Source organism: Mycobacterium sp. KBS0706, from assembly GCF_005938675.2.
Classification (GTDB): Bacteria; Pseudomonadota; Alphaproteobacteria; order DSM-16000; family Inquilinaceae; genus Inquilinus.
The window spans coordinates 1-17,230 of sequence record NZ_VCCH02000033.1; the positions used below are offsets into that span (position 1 = coordinate 1).

A 17,230-nucleotide genomic window follows, 5' to 3' on the forward strand; every position below is an offset into this window, starting at 1 on the left:
AACATTCGACGCCGATCCGGGGTCAATCTTGTGCGCCGATTGACACTCTGTTGCCGCCTCACCGAGGCAGACGCGCTCGCCTGCATCCAGTTGCACCGCCAGGCGCGTCGCCGTGGCGCGACCTGGGCGCCCGGTGGCCCGCGAGCGGTCGCCTATCTCGGGGGCCCGACCCAGGCGATCCGACACGTCATAGTCGCCCATGACGCCTCGATCCGTTTCCGCGCGCTCCGCCAGAGCCATCTTCGCCGAGACCGAGATCGCCCCGCGCCGCGGAACTTCGCCGGCGAGTCCTGACCTCGCCATTTCCTCAGTCACACCAAGGAGCGTTGCCATGGACCACACCCGGTCTGCATCGTCGCGACTTCGCCCGGACGACATCGTCAAAAACCCCGTGCTGGCGCTTCCCTCGCTCCAACGGCTCCTCGATCTCCCCGCGCACACCCGCGCCGAGATCGAGGCTCTGCTCCGAGATCTCGCCTACGATGCCCGCATTCGTGCCGAACAATCCTGGCGCACCCGCAAGGCGCCCACGGCTGCCTACTGGCACGTCATCGCCGTCTACTCCCGGCACATTGCCAGGGCCGTGAGTCCGGGTCGGCGTAAGTCGTCGCGGCGACGGCCCGCGGCAGCTCCAGAAGGATCGAAGTCGGGCGCAGCTCAACCCCCCTCAGTTCTCCTCCCATTCCCGAAGAGGCCGGTGCCATGACCTGTCACCCCTGCAGCGTCGCGGCGCCAGACCGCGGGGCCCATGGACGGGACAGGATCCAAGGGTCGTCGCTCCAACTCTCGACATCGCCGGCAGCCTGGACGCCGCGGACCCATTGTCGGAAGCACCCATCCAACCTGGCCTTCGGTCACCGATGGATCCAACTGCTGCGCCGGGCCGAGCGTCTCCCCGGGATGGAATTTCTCGCGACTGTCGCCTGGCAGAGCGGCCCGCTTCCTCGCGCAACCGGAATAACGGTTTCCGCCGTGCGGACCCTCCGCGATTCCGGTTGCGCGCGCGTTCCGCCCTGCCTCTTCGGCGCCATCGAAATACCAACCGAGGAGACCTCAAATGTACGGCGAAGCCACCTTCAGCATCATCGGCAACGTCGGCCAGATCCGCCAGGCCGGCTCCACCCTCAAGGTCAGCCTCTGCGCCAACTACAGCCGCAAGGACAATCGCGGCAATTGGGCCGACGACCCCCACTGGAACACCGTCACGGTCTTCCACGAGCCGACCCAGAAGTTCATCCGCGAATACGTCCGCAAGGGCGATATGGTCCGGGTCACCGGCGTCATGCGGGAAGGGCGGTACGACAAGGACGGCGAGACAGTCTTCACCCACGACCTCATCTCCCTCCGCTTCTCCCGCCTCGGTCCCAAGCGCGAAGACAGCGAGGCCGAGCCGCAGCCGCCAGCCCCCGCCGGCGACGATCTCGACGACAAGATCCCCTTCTGAACGCGACCTCGATCGGGCGCCTTTTCCGGGAGGCGCCCATTCACTTTGCCCGTTCCGATAAAGCTTCCCGAGACCTCGTCTCCAGGACGTCGCTGCCGCGGCGCCTCCGCAGCCGGCCGTCCGCGGCCGGCCCGTCCGGAAACCTAAGGTTTCCCTTGGCGCCAGGGGCAGGCGCCGGCCTGCGGCCGTCTTGTCGACCCGGGCCTGGTCCTCGCCATCCTCCCCATGCTCGGCCTGCGGCCTCCGCGTGGGTCCGGGTGGCTCCGGCCTCGGGGCTTCGCCCGTCCCGCGTCCGACCCCTGAGAGGGCGCCAATTCCTTTCCTCGCCCCTTCGGCAGGCGCTTTCGGTGGCATGCGCCACCGAAGCTCTCAACAGGAAGGGGAGGGAAGGGGGCGCACCCGGCTTCAATGGAGATACCGCCATGCGCATCCCCACCCTCGGCGAGCCCCTGGTGCCCGAAGGTGCCGTAAAGGTCACCGATAAGGCGAGCGGCGCGGTCGCCTACCTGTTCACCAACGCCAGGGGACAGGCCTGCGCAATCGCCTTCCAGCGGCCGGGCGCCAGGCCTACCTGGTGCCACGCCTTCCCGTCTGCCAAGGCGCGCGAGGCCCGGATCCGCAGCTTGTTCGAAGCCTGCGCCCAGGCGATCGCGGCGAAGGCGGATCGCAAGGCCACGCGGCTCAAGCCGCACCGCCTGCAGCAAGGACACATCCTCTGCTCGATGTGGGGCTACGAGCAGACCAACGTCAACTTCTACCAAGTCATCCGCCTGATCGGCCGAAACACGGTCGAGCTGCGGGAGCTCTGCCAGGTGATCCAGGGCGGCGAGCATTGGGCCACCGGCAAGGCCATGCCGAGCGACGAATTCAAAGGCGATTCCTTCACCCGACGCGTCCACGGCGGCAGCCAGTCCGTCCGCGTCAAATCGTACAGGTCAGCCACCCTTTGGGATGGCAAGGCGCTGGCCTGGACGGCCTATCACTGACCGGCCCGATCGGGCCGGCCCTACATCATGGTGCCCGGACCAAGAGGACGATTGTCCACAGGGATCGAGGCGCGTTGCGCCGAGAGGGCGGAGGGGCAGGTTCGGCCCCAAGCCAAGGGAATGCCTCTCCGCCCGTTTCCCTGTGGGCAATCCGGCCCAGGTTGGCGATATCCCGCTCACGGTTATTTCCGTAGCCTGACCCTGGGAATGTGCACAGACCCCGCCCGAGCAGACGTTCCGGACTCATCTTGTATTGTCCATCATTTGGTGCCACACTATGCCTCAAATGAGGTGAAGCCATGACCTTTCTCGCTGAGACGCCGTCCGGCCGGAGGCCTCGGCCGCAGATCCAGACGTTTTCCAACGACGAGGACCGGACTCGGTTGACGCCGACGGCACTGACTGCCATCCGGAATCTCGCTGCCGCCTGGAACGCCACCGTAGACCAGATCGCTGCGTTGCTCGGCGTCTCGACCAGCACGTGGGATCGGATCCGGGCTGGATCGTGGCACCAGTCGCTGTCGCAGGACCAACTGACCCGCGTGTCCGCTCTCGTGGGCATCCACAAGGGTCTGCACCTCCTGTTCGCCGACGACATGGCCGATCGGTGGCCGCAGCTGCCGAATTCGGGCCCCCTGTTCGAAAACCTGACTCCGGTGGAGACAATGCGGGAAGGCGGCATCCCCGTGATGTTGGAAGTCCGCAGATATGTCGACGCCCTGCGCGGTGGCCTTTAAGCGTCCGCGCCCGTCACCGCTGGAGCAGATAGTTGCCGGACCCAACTTATCCAGTCGAGCGGCTCGCCCTTCAGCGGACCGTTCGACTGGTCTCTACCGCACGCCTTCGCGATCCCGTCCTTCTCCGTCTGGTAGACGCTGACCAACTGGATGACCTGGCCGAGATCGAAGGAGCGACGAGTGCCCGAATGGCGGCAAAACGGCATGGTGCGGAAGGGATCGCTGCCGACGAGTTTGTCGGGGTCCACCCCAATGCCAGCTTCATTAATGCAGCATTTGCCTATTTCAGGCCCCGAGAGCTGAACCGCTTCAATGGCCCGGGCCGGGGTGCCTGGTACGCCGCGTTCGAGACGTGCACATGCCTCCGCGAGGTGGTCTGGCACATCACGCGGGAGCTCGATCGCGTTCGCGACTACCGGGCCGTTGTCGAGTATGCCGAACTGTTCGCCAGCTTCGCCGGCGAATTCATCGACATCCGCGGAGTGGACCCGCCTCCCGAGTGCCTCGATCCTGACCCGGCCGTCGGCTATCCTAATGGCAACGCCTTGGCCGATGCAGCCAGGGCCCGCGGCTACAACGGCATCATCTATCCGTCCGTCCGAGATCCCGAGGGCACATGCCTCGTAGCTTTGTGGCCCCACGCCGTGCAGTCCGTTGCACAAGGGGCCGTTTGGCGCGTGTCCTGGTCGGGCACCCCGGAACCGACGGTGGAAAGAGTGGCGGGCTAGGAGGCGAGGCGGAAGCGCGCGTGTTTAACCTAGTGAAACAGAAATGGAGCGAGGCCATTTACGCCGTGCGCGGACTGCTCGCGCAAGACTGACGACACGATGACTGATGACTACCTGGCCAAGCGCCCCACGACGACCGATCTTGGTTTCCAGATTCGCGTGCGGCACAATCCGAGTGCGCATCACCGATGTTGACAAGGCGCCCGTGAACGCAGGCAACCACTCGATCGGTCCGACAGTGATGGAATAATTTAGGGTTCGTCCACGCCTACAGAATCGGTTTGCTTCACACTGAGACGTGCGGTACCCCAAGCAGGATCGTAAAGGGTGAATATTTGTAAGCGCTTCTTTTTTTCTCCGCATTCCATGTGCTTGGCCCGATCGAACGGTCCGCCGACTTCATGATGAAACTTGCAACTTGGAATTTCGCACTGGTCAACCAGCTGATCCATCACTACTATGGATCCGTACTTCGAGGTATCGCTGCCTATTGGCTCGATTCCGAGGCCGGAGACTTCACCGTATACGCCACCTGTCCACGTGCATGTCCTTCTTCTTGAGCTATCAGTGGTTCGGCCGCATTGCGGGTTGAACATAATGTCACTGATCGAAGGCCCAAATGAATCAATTGGCCAAGCGTTTGTGTCGATAGGAGAGGATCCGTTTTCACCAAGGGCACCGGAAACCATCGACATAACCAATGGACAAAAATGTTCTTTGATATTTTCGTTTTCTGCCGAACTTAGCGCTGGTTTAAGCGGAACTACGTTTTCAGACCTAGAAATATTAGAGGAACCGGACACTTGATTCCACGTTGGGAAATTGAAGTCCTCCGAGTAATTTGGTGAGGATGATGTGACGTCTGCGATTTTCTGTATTTTAGATACAATATCTAGGATATATCTCGCATTATTAATCTGATCAGCCGCCAATGCATAGGATATATGGCATGACGTCAAAGTAAGAACAGTCAAAACGATGATCTTCACGCGACCAACTCCCGATGACTGCTCAAGGCGCAGGCGCAGTTAGGGCTGTCAGGACGACTACCAAGTCTCAATGCCACTTCGAAACTAAAGCATTGCACTGTACTGCCGCTACCTGACCGAGCGCGAGATTTCGATCTATTAGTATGCATCAGAATCGCAACCCCAAAAATACCATACATGCCGCTGCCGATCAATCTCGAGCTGCTCCGGTCTCCTTACCGGGAAAGGCCTGGGCGGCAGCCACATTTCGTTCCGTTGGCGAAGGTGATCTCGGTCCGGCCGTTGGGCACGATTGTGGGCGAGTTGGCGGTCAGTTAGGGACCCGAGATCGTGTGTACCGCGCACTGCTTCAGGGTAGCATCAGGCGAGGAAAGCAGGGCGATCTATCCCACTCAGTGCCTGGTGGCAGCGCCGCTGCTTTGCGGTGCTAGCCGCGAAGATGAGTGCCGCCTTGGCAAAACAACTGCGGGTAGCTCACACGAAATCAACTTTTCCTGGGTATATCCGCAATATTAACAGCAGAATACGAGATTGGGTTAAAAGCTTTCTCAGTTAACCGGCAGTAACTTGTCAATATTATGACCAATATCTCGGAGGTGACGATTAAGATTACTATCGGTCAACGGCGTTGCTCGATCAATTCTATTTCGAAGGTCAGTATATAGAGGAGCGGCTTCGAGAATCTCTGGGTCGGTATATGCCTCTTCGCGTGCCGGCAGGAGATAGCGGGGCGCGTCTCCCGAACCTATCGCCGGTACGAGCAGCATCCGGTATGTTTCCACCTCCATCATGAATCGGACAAATTTCTCCGCGTCCATGCGAGTTGACGATGAAGCATTAGCGTCAACAATTAACATATCTACCCACGCGATCGGGCTGGATCCACGATCGGACATAGGCCATTCCGCGACTTGCAAATCACTGTGTTTAAGGCAATACTCGTCCTTGCGGCAAGACTGCATTGACTCAGACAGCGCATAGTACAACTGCTCAGAATAGCCAACATATACTCTGCCGGAGCCCCTGGCAAACTGTCTGGCGTAAAATCCTGTCCGATTGTGATAGTCTTCATCACGTCCCATACCGGGGCCGACGAGCAACAACGCTCTTTCGATTGCCCTCAAGGCCTCCGGATCAATCATTTCTGGATCGACGTGGGAAAGTGCCGCTTTCCCGTCGTTATAACGATCCATCAGCGCGTCAAGGTACAACTCGCCCAGCGTGGACTTACCCTTGAGGTCGATCAACAGCGAGCCTTCTCTTCTAGGGGACCGGCCGATAGATCGCTCCAAATCGGATAAGTTTCGGATCTTCGAGATTTCAGTATCTCCGGCGCGATACCATAGGAAATTTCCACATAGCCAATGTGGGATCCCGTATAACTGGTCCTCTGAGGTTTGCGCTATTTTTACTGCCCAAGGCACGAGCGGCCCCATTTGCTCCGCCCATCCGGAGGGCAGCAGTGCTGCCTTGTTGAGGCGAAGAAAATCGGCAAATAATACAGAGTCGACTTCATACACATCTGCCTTCTCATAGAGTATCCCCCTCCCATTAACTTCCTCGGAGTAGTAATTGGCATTTAGTGAAATCCGAAGGTCGATTTCTGGATTCAGCGCCTCGAATGTCTGTTCTATCGAAAAATACGCGCCCGAGGCATCAGGAATATACGGATAGAGAGAAGCGTGAAGAATGCGACGAGATGCCGATTGTGAGTTTTCTAGATTCTGAGAAACTGCTGGGCTCACGCCGCCAATTGTAACAACGGCAGCTATCATGCACACCAAGAGATAGCCATTCGACCGCTGCATTTTTCCATTCCCCCGAAGTGAATGTGAAATCGTCGCGCTTATCCAAATAGCAAGTGGTGCTTGCATGACCGTCGCAGGCACATCGGATCGGACTACTTAAATCTGGAGTAAGCATCTGGCAAACCTCGCATCAATATCTCTGCGCGCACCACCTCTGCCGACTGTGAGCCATCAATACGGTGAATAATGGGCGATCTCGGATCTTTCCGCTGAGATATGCAATTCCTAGCTAAACCGGCTGAATTCTACCAGTCTTACGATTGATTGTAAATCGGCTTTCTTGGGGAACTAAATCCTCCTCCAAGTACGGCGATCCGGGGAGAGAGCGCATGGGCTCTGGATTTGTCGCGTTGATTGTCTTGCTATGCGCTAGCGGTCGCCCGTTGCGAGCCACCTGCTATTCCGGCTATCGTTCTCATCGGGCGTGTTCGAACGTGCCGTTTGGATGGGTCTCCGCTTCTCCCTGAGCTGCCGCGACGTCGAGAACTCGCTCGGCGGGGCTTGTCACGCGGCGGGTTGGCGGCCAGGAGTGAGCAGGGTAGGGGTGGGACCGCGCCCAACTACACCGGCTATCGCTTTCCGCCCGACGTGATCCAGCGGGCGGTCTGGATGTATCGGTGGTTCACGCTGAGCTATCTGGATGTTGGGGACCTGCTGGCCGAGCGCGGACGCGGGTTGCAGGTGTTCTGGACCGTCACCCTGATCCTGGCGGCCCTCTGTGGTTGGGCCGCGTCATGCGCCGCCTCGAAATCCAGGGAGGGTAGGGGGATGAACGGCCTCGCCCTGCTCGGCCGCTATTTCGCGGCGTCGATCCGCAGCCAGATGCAGTATCCGGCTTCGGCGCTGATGCTGACCGTCGGGCAGTTGGCCGCGACCGCGATCGAGATGGTCTCGATCTGGGCGCTGTTCGACCGGTTCGGGGCGGTAAAGGGCTGGCGCTTCGGCGAGGTGATGTTCTTCTACGCCCTGATAAACATCAGCTTCTCCATCGCCGACTTCGTCACCCGCGGCTTCGACGTGTTCGGCACCGACTTCGTGCGCACCGGCGACTTCGACCGCCTGCTGCTCAGGCCGCGCTCGGCCACCCTGCAGCGGGTCGGCCACGACTTCCGCATCAGCCGGTTCGGACGCTTCCTGCAGGCGGCCTTCATCCTGGCGGTCGCCACCTCGTCTCTGTAGTTCGCTTGGACCCCGCAGGCCGTCGCCCTGGCCTGTGGAGGGTGGCCCGCGGCACCGCCTTCTTCGTCGCCCTCTTCGTCCTCCAGGCGGCCACGGCCTTCTGGACCATCGAGAGCCTCGAAGCCGTCAACGCCCTCACCTATGGCGGCGCCTATGCGGGCCAGTTCCCGTTGGGGATCTACGCCTGCTGGTTCCGCGGCTTTCTGACCTTCGTCGTGCCGCTGGCCTGCATGGCGTACTACCCGGCGCTCGCCATCCTGGGTCGGGCCGATCCGCTCGGAGCGCCCGACTGGCTGCTGCCGGTCACGCCGGCCGCGGGCTTCGCCCTCCTGGCCCTCTCGTTCCTGGCCTGGCGGTACGGAGTGTCGAACTACATGTCGACCGGGAGCTGACCGGAATATCGCCGAGAGGAGAGTTCTGGTGCCACTCGTGCGAGATACGTGGGCCGGGGACGCGGAGAGCGACAAAGCCGGTTCGCCACGAATTCCGAGCGACGGGCGATAGCTAGCTGGCCGGCGTCACCGGCTAAGCCACTTCTGTCGTTGGCTCGACGCCGCGGCGCTTGAGATCTTCAGGCGGCGCGCGATCTCCGAATCCGGCAGACCCTCACGGAACATTTGCCGGATGGCACGCAGGCCGGCCTCATTGAGGCGGCCTCCAGGCGTCTTCCACCATGCACCCTCGTCGACGCCGGCGGCCGCGTGCTGATCGCGCAGCGCCATCAGAGCCTCGTTCAGGTGCTCGACCTGGCGCAAGGCGGCGTCGATCGCCGCGAGAGTCGTGCGCGTCGTTGCTTTGGTCATCCGCTAGTAAACCGTCTGGCTTCCAACCGCGGCCAGGCGATGCGCGGCCGTCGTCGACCCCGTGATCGGAAGTTCGTGGACATGTGGCGGCGCCAGGCCGAGCATTTGATGCAGGTCGGCTGCCTCGCACTCATCGCGGAAAAGCCGGATCTGCAGCCGACCAGAAGGCGCCGACCTCAGCGGGATTGTGGGCGATCAGGTGACCGAAGGGCCTCTGAAGCGCGCTCTGCGGCACCGGCATCCGTGATCGATGAAACAGGACGCGAGGCAAGGGCGCAGAGCTGTGACGCGACATCCAAACTCCCCATCGAAAGAGAAGAGCCTAGATGCCGCGCTCGCGCGGTCAAGCGCTAATGCTCTCCAATCAGGTCATTATGGCGCATTCCCTACGCCCGAATAGGGGCGAGGAGCTGGGCTGCAAGCCCGATGTAGCACGTGCACGCTTCGGATTGACCAATCCGATGGCGGCCAAGCACAAAAATAACAAGTGTAAAGTGTGATGTTATTGATTATGGAAAATGTGGGACCTCAATGCCGACCGCTACCGACCAGGAGCGGACGTTCTCAGGAGAGAAAATGCACGTCCGCAGCGTCCGCTTTGCCCACATCCGGGAGCAGTCCAGGCCGCTCCGAACCAGACACTGCCCCGTCGCTGCGGCGGCTCACGAAACTGGAGATCACGGCGATGTTCGGCTCTTTCCAAAGCGGACATTGCGAACGTCTGCTTTCAGGCAGGCAGTTTGCCGACCGCGTTGGGCGAGTGAACGTCAGCCCCCTAGGGTATGTGCACGGTCTCGGTCACTTCAGGGTCGGCGAACACGCCGCGCGCCCGCAGCGCATCAGCCTGCCGGCGATAGTCAGGCGTTAAATCCCTTGCGTCGAACACCCGGAGCAGCCGGATCGGGTCGTCCCAGGCGCGATTGTTGATCCCGAGCCCGACGATCGTGTCGCCGCCGAAGCGATCGGCCGCGACGATGATGTGGTCTCTCAGGTCCTGCAGGCACCAGCGGTCGTGGTCGGCGATCGCCACCCCGGGTCGTGGTGGCGGAAAGGTCATCAACACATAGCGGACGCCTGGGCTAGAGGAGCTCTCGAGGGTCAGCCCCCGGGACGTTGCCTGGTTGGGCTCGTCCAGCAGATCATGAAGGCCGCCGACGATCATCCGGCGCGAGAAGCGCGACTCCTGGGCCAGCAGGCGCATGCCAGCCTCATGGTTGGGCGCGTCGGGGTGGCCGTCGCCCGCCTGCAGGGCCAGATACTCGCGGTGGAAGTCGCCGACCATCGCGTCGATCAGTCGGCTCGGCCGGTTCTTCTCGGCCGTCGCCAGATCGCGCTCGGACCCAGCGAAGCTGTCCCAAAGGCCGTCGACTCGGCGCGACAGCGTGGGACCCGGGCCGTCAACCCTATACCCCAGCCCCTGCATCCAGTTGATTGTCGCATGGGCCAGGAGGTCGGGTTCGCGGAAGCAAAACCCGCCGCCACCGGCCAGAGCGGCGGCGCGCGAGGCTAGGTAGGCGATGAAGTCCGGGGCGGTATCCAGCCGTTCGAGCAGCAGATTGATGCCGTCGCCGTCGAAGAAGTGGACGAACTGGCCCCGCACCTCAAGCGCGCCTACTGTAAACGGCTTGCCGGGGGCTGCATCGTCATAGCTTAGCGGCGACCACCCCGGCGGCCGCACCGCGGGGTCCTTGGCCGGGCGAGCGACACCGACCAAGTGGTAGCGGCGCCGGGCGTGTGGGGCCAAGGGGAAGGCGAGCGGTTGGCGCGCGCCCGCGTCCACGAAGACGCGGGTCTCGGGCATCTCCAGCCGGCGCAGAGCGCCGCCCAGTTGCTTCAGGCTGGCGTCCACCGCCGCCGTCGACCAGCGCGACCAGGCGAGCTCTGGCCCGTCGGCGACTTCGAAATCGCAGGCCTTGTCCGAGATGACGATCACGTCATCGCCGAACGGGATGACGAGGTCTGAGATCTCCTTGCCCGCCTTGTAGGCCGGGCCGGGGATCGCCCAGGGCGTCAGGAAGGTCCGCTCGGCAAGCTGGAGCAGGAAGGATTCGGATCGGCTGGCGGGCATCGAGACGGGCACGGTGATTGGGGCAGGGCCACAATTCAAGCGTGAGCTGGGCCCCGCTCTAGATTGGGTGGCGGGGGCCGTTCTGCTAGGATGATCTTGAGAGGAAGGAAATGTCGGACGACACCCAGCAAAAGGCGGACCCCGCGCAAGAACAGGCGCACGACGCCGACGACGTCGTGCCCGTGGCCACGGTGGCGAGCGGCGTGCTTGGCGCGTTTTTCGACGAGCTCGAGAAGACCGAAGGCCTGACGGACAAGGCCGGCAAGCTGCGCGCCCTCGTCCTCGGCGACGGGGTCATGGCCGAGCCGGCCATCCGCGCCATCCTGTTCCCGGATGCGACATGATCCGCATCGACAAGATCACCATCCGCAAGTTCCGCGGGATCGTTGAGCTGGAGTTGGAGCCCAAGGGCGAGAACTTCGCCGCCTGCGGACCGAATGGCACGGGCAAGAGCGGCATCGTCGACGCGATCGAGTTCGCCCTGACCGGCAATCTCTCGCGCCTGTCCGGCCGCGGCACCAAGGAGCTGTCGGTCAAGCAGCATGGGCCGCACGTCGACTACGTCAAGAAGCCCGAGGAGGCCTGGGTCCGGCTCGACGTGACTTTGCCGTCCCTGGGCACGAAGGCATCCATCACCCGCACGGTCAAAGCGGCCACCGCGCCGACCATCGAGCCGGCGGACGCCGTTGTCCTGGCCGCCTTCGCCGACGTCAAACTCCACCCCGAGTTCGTTTTGTCGCGCCGCGAGCTGATCCGCTACATCATCGCCGAGCCTGGGGACCGGTCCGACGAGGTCCAGGCGCTGCTGCGCCTTAGCGACGTTGAAAAGCTGCGCGGCGTCCTCAACAAGATTAACAACGCCTGCGCCAAGGACGTGGCGCCGGCTGAACGCGCCGAGCGGACGGCGACCCAGCCCCTGCTGGACGCCCTCGGGATCGAGAAGCTCGGCAATGCGGCCGTGCTGGACGCGGTGAATCCTAAGCGCACTTTGCTCGGTCTGGCGCCGCTCCATGACCTGACGGCGACGACGGATCTGGCGGACGGCCTCCAGGCCGAAGGGGAGGGGGCCGTCCAGAAGGTCCCCAAGGCGCAAGCCGCCGCGGACCTGGCGACGTTGCGCACCGCGCTGACGACCCTGGGCGGCGAAGAGGTGAAGGCCCGGTGCGCTAAGATCTCCGAGTCGACCGCGGCGCTGTCCGGGGACGCCGACGCCGCCAACGAGGTCAAGCGCGAGACACTGCTGAAGACGGCGCTCGACCTCTACGACGACGAGCACTGCCCGGTGTGCGACACGCCGCAGACGCCCGACGACTTCACCGCCCACCTGAAGGGCAAGCTCGACCACCTGACCGAGGTCGCCCAGCAACGCAAAGCCCTCGAGACGGAGATCGCGCCTCTGCTCGACACGGTCACCGCCGCCGGATCGGCCATCCGGACCATCCTGCCCTACCGGGCGATGTTCGAGCCCAAGCTCGAGCTCAAGGTACTGGCCGACTACCGCGTCCTGCTGGACGGCCGCTACCAGCAGTTGAACAAGCTGCTGCCTCTCGAAGACACCCTGGCGATCGTCGAGGCCGGGTTCGAGATCGCGCCGCTCGGCGCGGAGCTCGATTTGGCCGAGGCCGCCATCAAGGCCGTGCCGGAGCCGAACGCCGAGGTCGGCGCCCGCACCTTCCTGCTAAACGCTCAGGCGCGGCTGAAAGCCTACCGGGAGGCGAAGGAGGCGCACCAAACCGCCAAAGCCAATGCCACGCTGGCGGCCCGGGTCTACGACATCTACGGAACGTCGACGACAGCGGCGCTAGAGGCGATCTACGCCAAGGTCGAGGGCACGTTCTCGGACCTCTATCGCGAGATCAACAAGCCCGACGAGGGCAAGTTCACGGCCCAGCTGCTGCCCTCGCTCGGCAAGCTCGGCTTCAACGTCGACTTCTATGGCCGCGGCCAGTTCCCGCCTGGTGCCTTCCACAGCGAAGGCCATCAGGACGGTATGGGCCTCTGCCTGTACCTGGCGCTGATGAGCCACCTGCTCGGCGACAACTTCACCTTCGCGGTCCTCGATGACGTGCTGATGTCGGTCGACCGGGGACACCGCCGAGAGGTGTGCGCCCTGCTCAAGAAGCGCTTCCCCAAGAGCCAGTTCATCCTGACCACACACGACGAGGTGTGGCTGCGGCACATGAAGGCCGAGGGCCTGATCAAGGGGAAGAGCTTCGCCCACTTCAAGAACTGGAGCGTCGATACCGGACCGGCCGAATGGACCAACGCCGGGGTGTGGGAGGAGATCGACGCTCACCTCTCCAAGGGCGACGTCCAGCCGGCGGCGGCGGCGCTGCGCCACTACCTCGAATACTTCGCTGGGGAGATGTGCCACCGGCTGCGCGGCACGGTCGAGTATCGCGGCGACGGCAACTTCGGCGTCGGTGACCTGTTCACCGGCGCCTCCAACGCCCTGGCCGATGCCTTCAAGAAGGCCAAGGCGTCGGCCAACTCCTGGAACAAGCAGGACCTGGTGACCGCCATCGGCGAGCGGGCCGCCGCCTTCACCGCCGCGCGGGAGGCCGCCAAAGTGGATCAGTGGCAGCTGAACGCCGGCGTCCACTACAACCCTTGGGCCGACCTGACGCGCGAGGACTTCCAACACGTGGTCGACGCCCACAAGGCGTTCGTGGCGCAGTTCGAATGCGCCAACTGCTCGGAGCTACTGTGGGTCACGCCGGAGTACAAGCCGAAGGAGCAGCTCTGCTGCTCGTGCGGCGACGCCAGCTTGAACCTGATTCCCAAACCGGCGGGAGCCAAGCCCGCCGCCTCACCCGACGCGCCAAAAGAGGAAGCGGTAGAGCCCGCCGCCAAGTGATCTTAGAGCCGAGCTCAGCGCTGCCCCCGCGCCTAAAATGCCGGAATGCTCACATTCCGGCCCGTCGGCCAACTTCGGGTTCGGAGAGCAATCCCAATTTCGGCTTCTCGTGCAGGCCGTATTGAGCATGTGCATGCTTCACATTTAACAGTCGGATAATGTTGGTTATGGAAAATGGCCGCGCGAGAAAGTACAAACTCCTCCATTGGAAGCGCCATTGCCGCACATCCGCCCATATTCATCCCGAGTACGCCCTCGAGGCGTTGATGGGCCACATGGGCCTCAGGCTCATGACCTATCCGTCAGGGCGGGGCGAACGCCTGCCTCGTCAGGCGCTCGCTCGCTCCGTCTCGTGACTTTAATTGTGGGATACACTACATTGGATAGACGGCTACACCAGTGAGGATACACCATGGCGTTTCACATCAAAAATAGGGAGACCGACGCCTTGGCTCGCAAGCTTGCGAAGGCAAAGGGTATCGGTCTGACTGATGCGGTCCATGAGGCTCTGCAGCATGAACTGGACCGCGAGCGCTCCAAGCCAAAACAGGCCGACCTCGCCGTGCAATTCTGCCGCGAGTTGCGCCAGCTCGGCAATCCCGCGAAGGGCCAGCCCGCCGATAAGGCGTTCTTCGACGATCTGAGCGGGAACGCGTGATGTTCGTCGATGCGTCCGCCCTGGTCGCCATGATGACCGATGAAACCGATGCGGCGACCCTCGCCAGCCGGCTGTCCGCCGGCGGCAGCAAGCCCATCACCTCGCCAATCGCCGTGTTCGAGACGGCCGCGGCCGTTTCACGGGTTCTCGCCCTCGAAGTTGATGTGGCGCAAAATGCCGTCGCTCGCTTCCTGGACCTGATGGGTATCAACGTGCTGTCGATACCGGCTTCCGCCGGTCCCATCGCACTCGATGCCTTTGCCCGGTACGGGAAGGGACGGGGCCATCCGGCGCAGCTCAACATGGGCGACTGCTTCGCCTATGCCTGCGCCCGTTACTACCGCTCGCCCCTGCTGTTCAAGGGCGACGACTTCTCCAGGACCGACATCGCCGTTGCCTGAGTGACGATGTCGTCAGCACCGAAGGAGGGTACGATGAACCCCAAGCCCGACGAACCGGATGCCGCGATGGCCGAAGAGGAGCGGCGGGATCTGACTTGGGACGAAACCAAGTCGATTCTCGCGCTGCTACGGGCAGGCCACCCGACGGGCAGGATCGTAGAACTCACCGGTATTCGGCCCTCCGCGGTCCGGGCGGTCGCCACCGCGCTGCTGCAGGATCTGGACGACTGACTCGAGGGTCGTTCTAACCCGGCGGCGGGTCCGGCTCGCCAGTCAACCAATGAGGGGAAACATGAAGGTTACCATCGAGATCACCGATAAAACAGCGGCCGACCTGGCCGAGCTGGTCAAGCTGTGCACCGAGATAGACGCCGAGCGCGAGGGCGCGACCACGCACGGTCCCCTCACGGTCGAGCGGCTGCTTGTGATGCTCGCCGAGGATGCCGGGATGGTCCTCAGCCGGCCCGGCTCGTGGGAGGGGTCGAACATGGCAAACGTCCTGTCGAGCCACGGCTACCAGCTGTAATTCGGGAACACCCTCACCGAGGAGGCGACTGTGCGGGTCCACGACCTGTCCGACGCTCAGATCAGGATCTTGCTCAAGTTGCGCGCCAGGGAGCGCGCCGCGGCCGAAGGCCGGAAGCGGCAATGACCGAAACGCGCGAGATCGCACTCCCCGCGCTGCAGTCCAACCCCGCCTGCTAGCCCGACCTGCATGCCCATTCCTCCCGGCTTCCTCGAAGAGCTGCGCTCCCGCCTCCAGGTCTCCGACGTGGTCGGCAAGCGGGTGCCGCTGCAGCGCAGCACCAAGGGCGAGTTCAAGGCCTGCTGCCCGTTCCACAAGGAGAAGACGCCGAGCTTCACGGTCAGCGACCAGAAGGGCTTCTTCCACTGCTTCGGCTGCGGCGCCACCGGTGACGCCATCGCCTTCGTGATGCAGCATGACCGCCTGCCCTTCATGGAGGCGGTGGAGGTGCTGGCCTCCCAGGCCGGGCTGGAGTTGCCGAAGGCCGCGCCGGAGGACCGGGCCCGGTTCGAACGGCAGAAGACGCTGTACGACGTCGTCGAATCCGCCTGCGCCTTGTTCGAGGCCGAACTGCGCGGTCCCGGCGGCCGGACGGCGCGCGACTATCTCAAGGGCCGCGGCCTGGACGGCGACACCATCTCGCGTTTCCGGCTGGGCTTCGCCCCGACCGACGGCGGCAAGCTGATCAAGCATCTGCGCGGCCAGGGCTTCCAGGATCCGATGATCGAGGAGGTCGGGCTGGCCCGCCGGCCCGATGACGGGCGCGACCTCTACTCCTTCTTCCGCAACCGGGTGATGTTCCCGGTGGCCGACCGGCGCGGCCGCACCGTCGCCTTCGGCGGCCGGATCATGGAGGGCGACGGGCCGAAATACATCAATAGCCCGGACAACCCGCTATTCCACAAGGGCGGCCTGCTTTACGGCATGTCCCGGGCCCGGCAGGCGGCGTCGCAGGGCCAGACCGTGATCGTCGCCGAAGGCTACATGGACGTGATCGCCCTGGTCCGGGCCGGCTTCGAGGCGGCGGTGGCGCCGCTCGGCACCGCCCTGACCGAGGAGCAGATCGTCGAACTGTGGAAGATGGCGCCGGTGCCGGTGCTGTGCTTCGACGGCGACGAGGCCGGGCGGCGCGCCGCCTGGCGGGCGATGGACCGGATCCTGCCGCAACTGAAGCCGGACCATTCCGCCCGCATCGCCTTCCTGCCGCAGGGCGAGGACCCGGACAGCCTGATCCGTGGCTCCGGCGGCGGCGCGGCCATGCAGGCGGTGCTGGAGAGTGCGCTGCCGCTGGTCCGGGTGCTGTTCGACCGCCAGACCACGATGCACCGGCTGGAGACGCCGGAAGGGCGGGCCGGGCTGCGCGCCGGCGTCGAGGCCCAGGCCCGGCGGATCGCCGACCCGGCGGTGCAGGGTCAGTATGTGGCCGAGCTGCGGGCCCGGTTCGAGGAGGCCTATCCCTGGCGGCCGAAGCGGCAGGAGTGGCGGCCGGGCGGCAAGCCGCCGGCGCCGGCCGGGCCCAAGCCGTCGCAGATCGGTTTAGGATCTGACGATCATCTCGCAATCACAGAGTTGCTTGTCCTGTTAGAGGGCCACCCTGATCTCATTGAAGAGGTGGCGGAATATCTGGCTGCAATTCCTATTCCTGACCCGGTTCTTGAGTCGCATCGCCACCGTATGCTTTCACGGCTCACCGAGTCGGCCGAATCGGCGGGGCTTGATTCGCAACCGATTCGCTCCTACCTCACTGTTCCCGAAGCCGAAGGTTTCCCGCCGGCCCTGGTTGACCGCATCCGCAGGAAATGGCCGTTCACTCGGCCAGAAGCGCCTCTCGAACAGGCGCGCGCAGGGTGGACGCTGATTTGGACGCGCATCCACCTACGCGCGCTTCGTCGTGAACGCGCTCAGATCGCTGAGATTTTGGTGCGGGACAAGGCTGAGGCGTTGCTGGAGCGGTGGCGCTTGCTGGGCCGTGAGATTGCGCAACTAGAGGCTTCACCGAATGGACCGTAGTCCGTCGGGCAGGGTTGAGTAGATCGCCGCGACGTG

At 63.5% G+C, this 17,230-nt stretch carries 18 protein-coding genes; 13 read left to right on the forward strand and 5 right to left on the reverse strand.

All coding sequences use genetic code 11. From position 1 onward, the window contains the following. Window positions 1–333, reverse strand: a 333-nt coding sequence (locus FFK22_RS43895) for a hypothetical protein (protein ID WP_221938697.1), incomplete at its 3' end; no start/stop codon positions are given. Window positions 334–1,057: 724 nt separating this feature from the next. Here FFK22_RS43895 and FFK22_RS18710 point away from each other — a divergent pair. The 4 genes from FFK22_RS18710 to FFK22_RS18725 all read left to right on the forward strand — a co-directional run bounded on the left by FFK22_RS18710 (window position 1,058) and on the right by FFK22_RS18725 (window position 3,895). Continuing rightward, on the forward strand, window positions 1,058–1,444 hold the full coding sequence (locus FFK22_RS18710) for a single-stranded DNA-binding protein (protein ID WP_138893069.1): 387 nt from the start codon (window positions 1,058–1,060) through the stop codon (window positions 1,442–1,444). Between the two features lie 422 nt (window positions 1,445–1,866). Next, on the forward strand, window positions 1,867–2,430 hold the full coding sequence (locus FFK22_RS18715; RefSeq protein ID WP_138893068.1) for a hypothetical protein: 564 nt from the start codon (window positions 1,867–1,869) through the stop codon (window positions 2,428–2,430). Between the two features lie 299 nt (window positions 2,431–2,729). Then, window positions 2,730–3,167 (forward strand): antitoxin Xre-like helix-turn-helix domain-containing protein, encoded by a 438-nt coding sequence (locus FFK22_RS18720; RefSeq protein WP_138893067.1) that lies wholly within the window; start codon window positions 2,730–2,732, stop codon window positions 3,165–3,167. Window positions 3,168–3,355: 188 nt separating this feature from the next. Then, a complete protein-coding gene (locus FFK22_RS18725) occupies window positions 3,356–3,895 on the forward strand; it encodes an RES family NAD+ phosphorylase (protein ID WP_221938698.1) in 540 nt (179 codons plus the stop codon). A gap of 251 nt (window positions 3,896–4,146) precedes the next feature. Here the strand turns inward: FFK22_RS18725 and FFK22_RS18730 are convergent, their stop codons facing one another. Continuing rightward, the gene (locus FFK22_RS18730; protein ID WP_138893065.1) at window positions 4,147–4,884 is read right to left on the reverse strand and encodes a hypothetical protein; all 738 of its coding nucleotides are present in this window, start codon (window positions 4,882–4,884) and stop codon (window positions 4,147–4,149) included. A gap of 548 nt (window positions 4,885–5,432) precedes the next feature. Beyond that, window positions 5,433–6,758: a hypothetical protein gene (locus FFK22_RS18735; RefSeq protein WP_138893064.1), complete on the reverse strand. Its 1,326-nt coding sequence runs from the start codon at window positions 6,756–6,758 to the stop codon at window positions 5,433–5,435. A gap of 780 nt (window positions 6,759–7,538) precedes the next feature. Between FFK22_RS18735 and FFK22_RS44465 the strand changes: the two genes are divergently transcribed. Next, window positions 7,539–7,871 carry an ABC-2 family transporter protein gene (locus FFK22_RS44465; protein WP_306770132.1) on the forward strand — a complete coding sequence of 111 codons (333 nt, stop codon included), beginning with the start codon at window positions 7,539–7,541 and terminating at the stop codon, window positions 7,869–7,871. A 41-nt stretch (window positions 7,872–7,912) separates the two neighbouring features. Further along, a complete protein-coding gene (locus FFK22_RS43905) occupies window positions 7,913–8,263 on the forward strand; it encodes an ABC-2 family transporter protein (RefSeq protein WP_221938700.1) in 351 nt (116 codons plus the stop codon). Between the two features lie 126 nt (window positions 8,264–8,389). Here FFK22_RS43905 and FFK22_RS18745 read toward each other — a convergent pair whose 3' ends face one another. Further along, window positions 8,390–8,674 carry a hypothetical protein gene (locus FFK22_RS18745; protein WP_138893063.1) on the reverse strand — a complete coding sequence of 95 codons (285 nt, stop codon included), beginning with the start codon at window positions 8,672–8,674 and terminating at the stop codon, window positions 8,390–8,392. Window positions 8,675–9,449: 775 nt separating this feature from the next. Continuing rightward, window positions 9,450–10,742, reverse strand: coding sequence for a hypothetical protein (locus tag FFK22_RS18750; RefSeq protein WP_138893062.1), 1,293 nt, complete (start codon window positions 10,740–10,742; stop codon window positions 9,450–9,452). 110 nt (window positions 10,743–10,852) lie between these two features. Here FFK22_RS18750 and FFK22_RS18755 point away from each other — a divergent pair, with 110 nt between their 5' ends. The 7 genes from FFK22_RS18755 to dnaG all read left to right on the forward strand — a co-directional run bounded on the left by FFK22_RS18755 (window position 10,853) and on the right by dnaG (window position 17,194). Beyond that, window positions 10,853–11,086 carry a hypothetical protein gene (locus FFK22_RS18755; RefSeq protein WP_138893061.1) on the forward strand — a complete coding sequence of 78 codons (234 nt, stop codon included), beginning with the start codon at window positions 10,853–10,855 and terminating at the stop codon, window positions 11,084–11,086. After that, complete coding sequence (locus tag FFK22_RS18760) at window positions 11,083–13,599, forward strand: AAA family ATPase (RefSeq protein ID WP_138893060.1); 2,517 nt, start codon at window positions 11,083–11,085, stop codon at window positions 13,597–13,599. Before FFK22_RS18755 ends, FFK22_RS18760 begins: the two co-directional genes overlap by 4 nt. 412 nt (window positions 13,600–14,011) lie before the next feature. Then, window positions 14,012–14,257, forward strand: a complete 246-nt coding sequence (locus FFK22_RS18765) for a type II toxin-antitoxin system VapB family antitoxin (protein WP_138893059.1) — start codon at window positions 14,012–14,014, stop codon at window positions 14,255–14,257. Further along, window positions 14,257–14,658, forward strand: coding sequence for a type II toxin-antitoxin system VapC family toxin (locus tag FFK22_RS18770; RefSeq protein WP_138893058.1), 402 nt, complete (start codon window positions 14,257–14,259; stop codon window positions 14,656–14,658). Before FFK22_RS18765 ends, FFK22_RS18770 begins: the two co-directional genes overlap by 1 nt. Before the next feature lie 33 nt (window positions 14,659–14,691). Then, window positions 14,692–14,889: a hypothetical protein gene (locus FFK22_RS18775; protein ID WP_138893057.1), complete on the forward strand. Its 198-nt coding sequence runs from the start codon at window positions 14,692–14,694 to the stop codon at window positions 14,887–14,889. Window positions 14,890–14,950: 61 nt separating this feature from the next. Beyond that, entirely contained in the window at window positions 14,951–15,184 is a 234-nt protein-coding gene (locus tag FFK22_RS18780) for a hypothetical protein (protein WP_138893056.1), read from the forward strand. Window positions 15,185–15,373: 189 nt separating this feature from the next. Then, window positions 15,374–17,194, forward strand: a complete 1,821-nt coding sequence (gene dnaG / locus FFK22_RS18785) for a DNA primase (RefSeq protein WP_143956842.1) — start codon at window positions 15,374–15,376, stop codon at window positions 17,192–17,194. The last annotated feature ends 36 nt before the right edge of the window (window positions 17,195–17,230 follow it).

Coding starts and splice junctions, on each gene's coding strand:
- FFK22_RS18720 (WP_138893067.1), top strand. CDS start 2,730: ATGACCTTTCTCGCTGAGACGCCGTCCGGCCGGAGGCCTCGGCCGCAG.
- FFK22_RS18715 (WP_138893068.1), top strand. CDS start 1,867: ATGCGCATCCCCACCCTCGGCGAGCCCCTGGTGCCCGAAGGTGCCGTA.
- FFK22_RS18765 (WP_138893059.1), top strand. CDS start 14,012: ATGGCGTTTCACATCAAAAATAGGGAGACCGACGCCTTGGCTCGCAAG.
- dnaG (WP_143956842.1), top strand. CDS start 15,374: ATGCCCATTCCTCCCGGCTTCCTCGAAGAGCTGCGCTCCCGCCTCCAG.
- FFK22_RS18760 (WP_138893060.1), top strand. CDS start 11,083: ATGATCCGCATCGACAAGATCACCATCCGCAAGTTCCGCGGGATCGTT.
- FFK22_RS18735 (WP_138893064.1), bottom strand. CDS start 6,758: ATGCAAGCACCACTTGCTATTTGGATAAGCGCGACGATTTCACATTCA.
- FFK22_RS18750 (WP_138893062.1), bottom strand. CDS start 10,742: ATGCCCGCCAGCCGATCCGAATCCTTCCTGCTCCAGCTTGCCGAGCGG.
- FFK22_RS18725 (WP_221938698.1), top strand. CDS start 3,356: ATGGCGGCAAAACGGCATGGTGCGGAAGGGATCGCTGCCGACGAGTTT.
- FFK22_RS18775 (WP_138893057.1), top strand. CDS start 14,692: ATGAACCCCAAGCCCGACGAACCGGATGCCGCGATGGCCGAAGAGGAG.
- FFK22_RS18770 (WP_138893058.1), top strand. CDS start 14,257: ATGTTCGTCGATGCGTCCGCCCTGGTCGCCATGATGACCGATGAAACC.
- FFK22_RS44465 (WP_306770132.1), top strand. CDS start 7,539: ATGCTGACCGTCGGGCAGTTGGCCGCGACCGCGATCGAGATGGTCTCG.
- FFK22_RS18710 (WP_138893069.1), top strand. CDS start 1,058: ATGTACGGCGAAGCCACCTTCAGCATCATCGGCAACGTCGGCCAGATC.
- FFK22_RS18780 (WP_138893056.1), top strand. CDS start 14,951: ATGAAGGTTACCATCGAGATCACCGATAAAACAGCGGCCGACCTGGCC.
- FFK22_RS18755 (WP_138893061.1), top strand. CDS start 10,853: ATGTCGGACGACACCCAGCAAAAGGCGGACCCCGCGCAAGAACAGGCG.
- FFK22_RS18745 (WP_138893063.1), bottom strand. CDS start 8,674: ATGACCAAAGCAACGACGCGCACGACTCTCGCGGCGATCGACGCCGCC.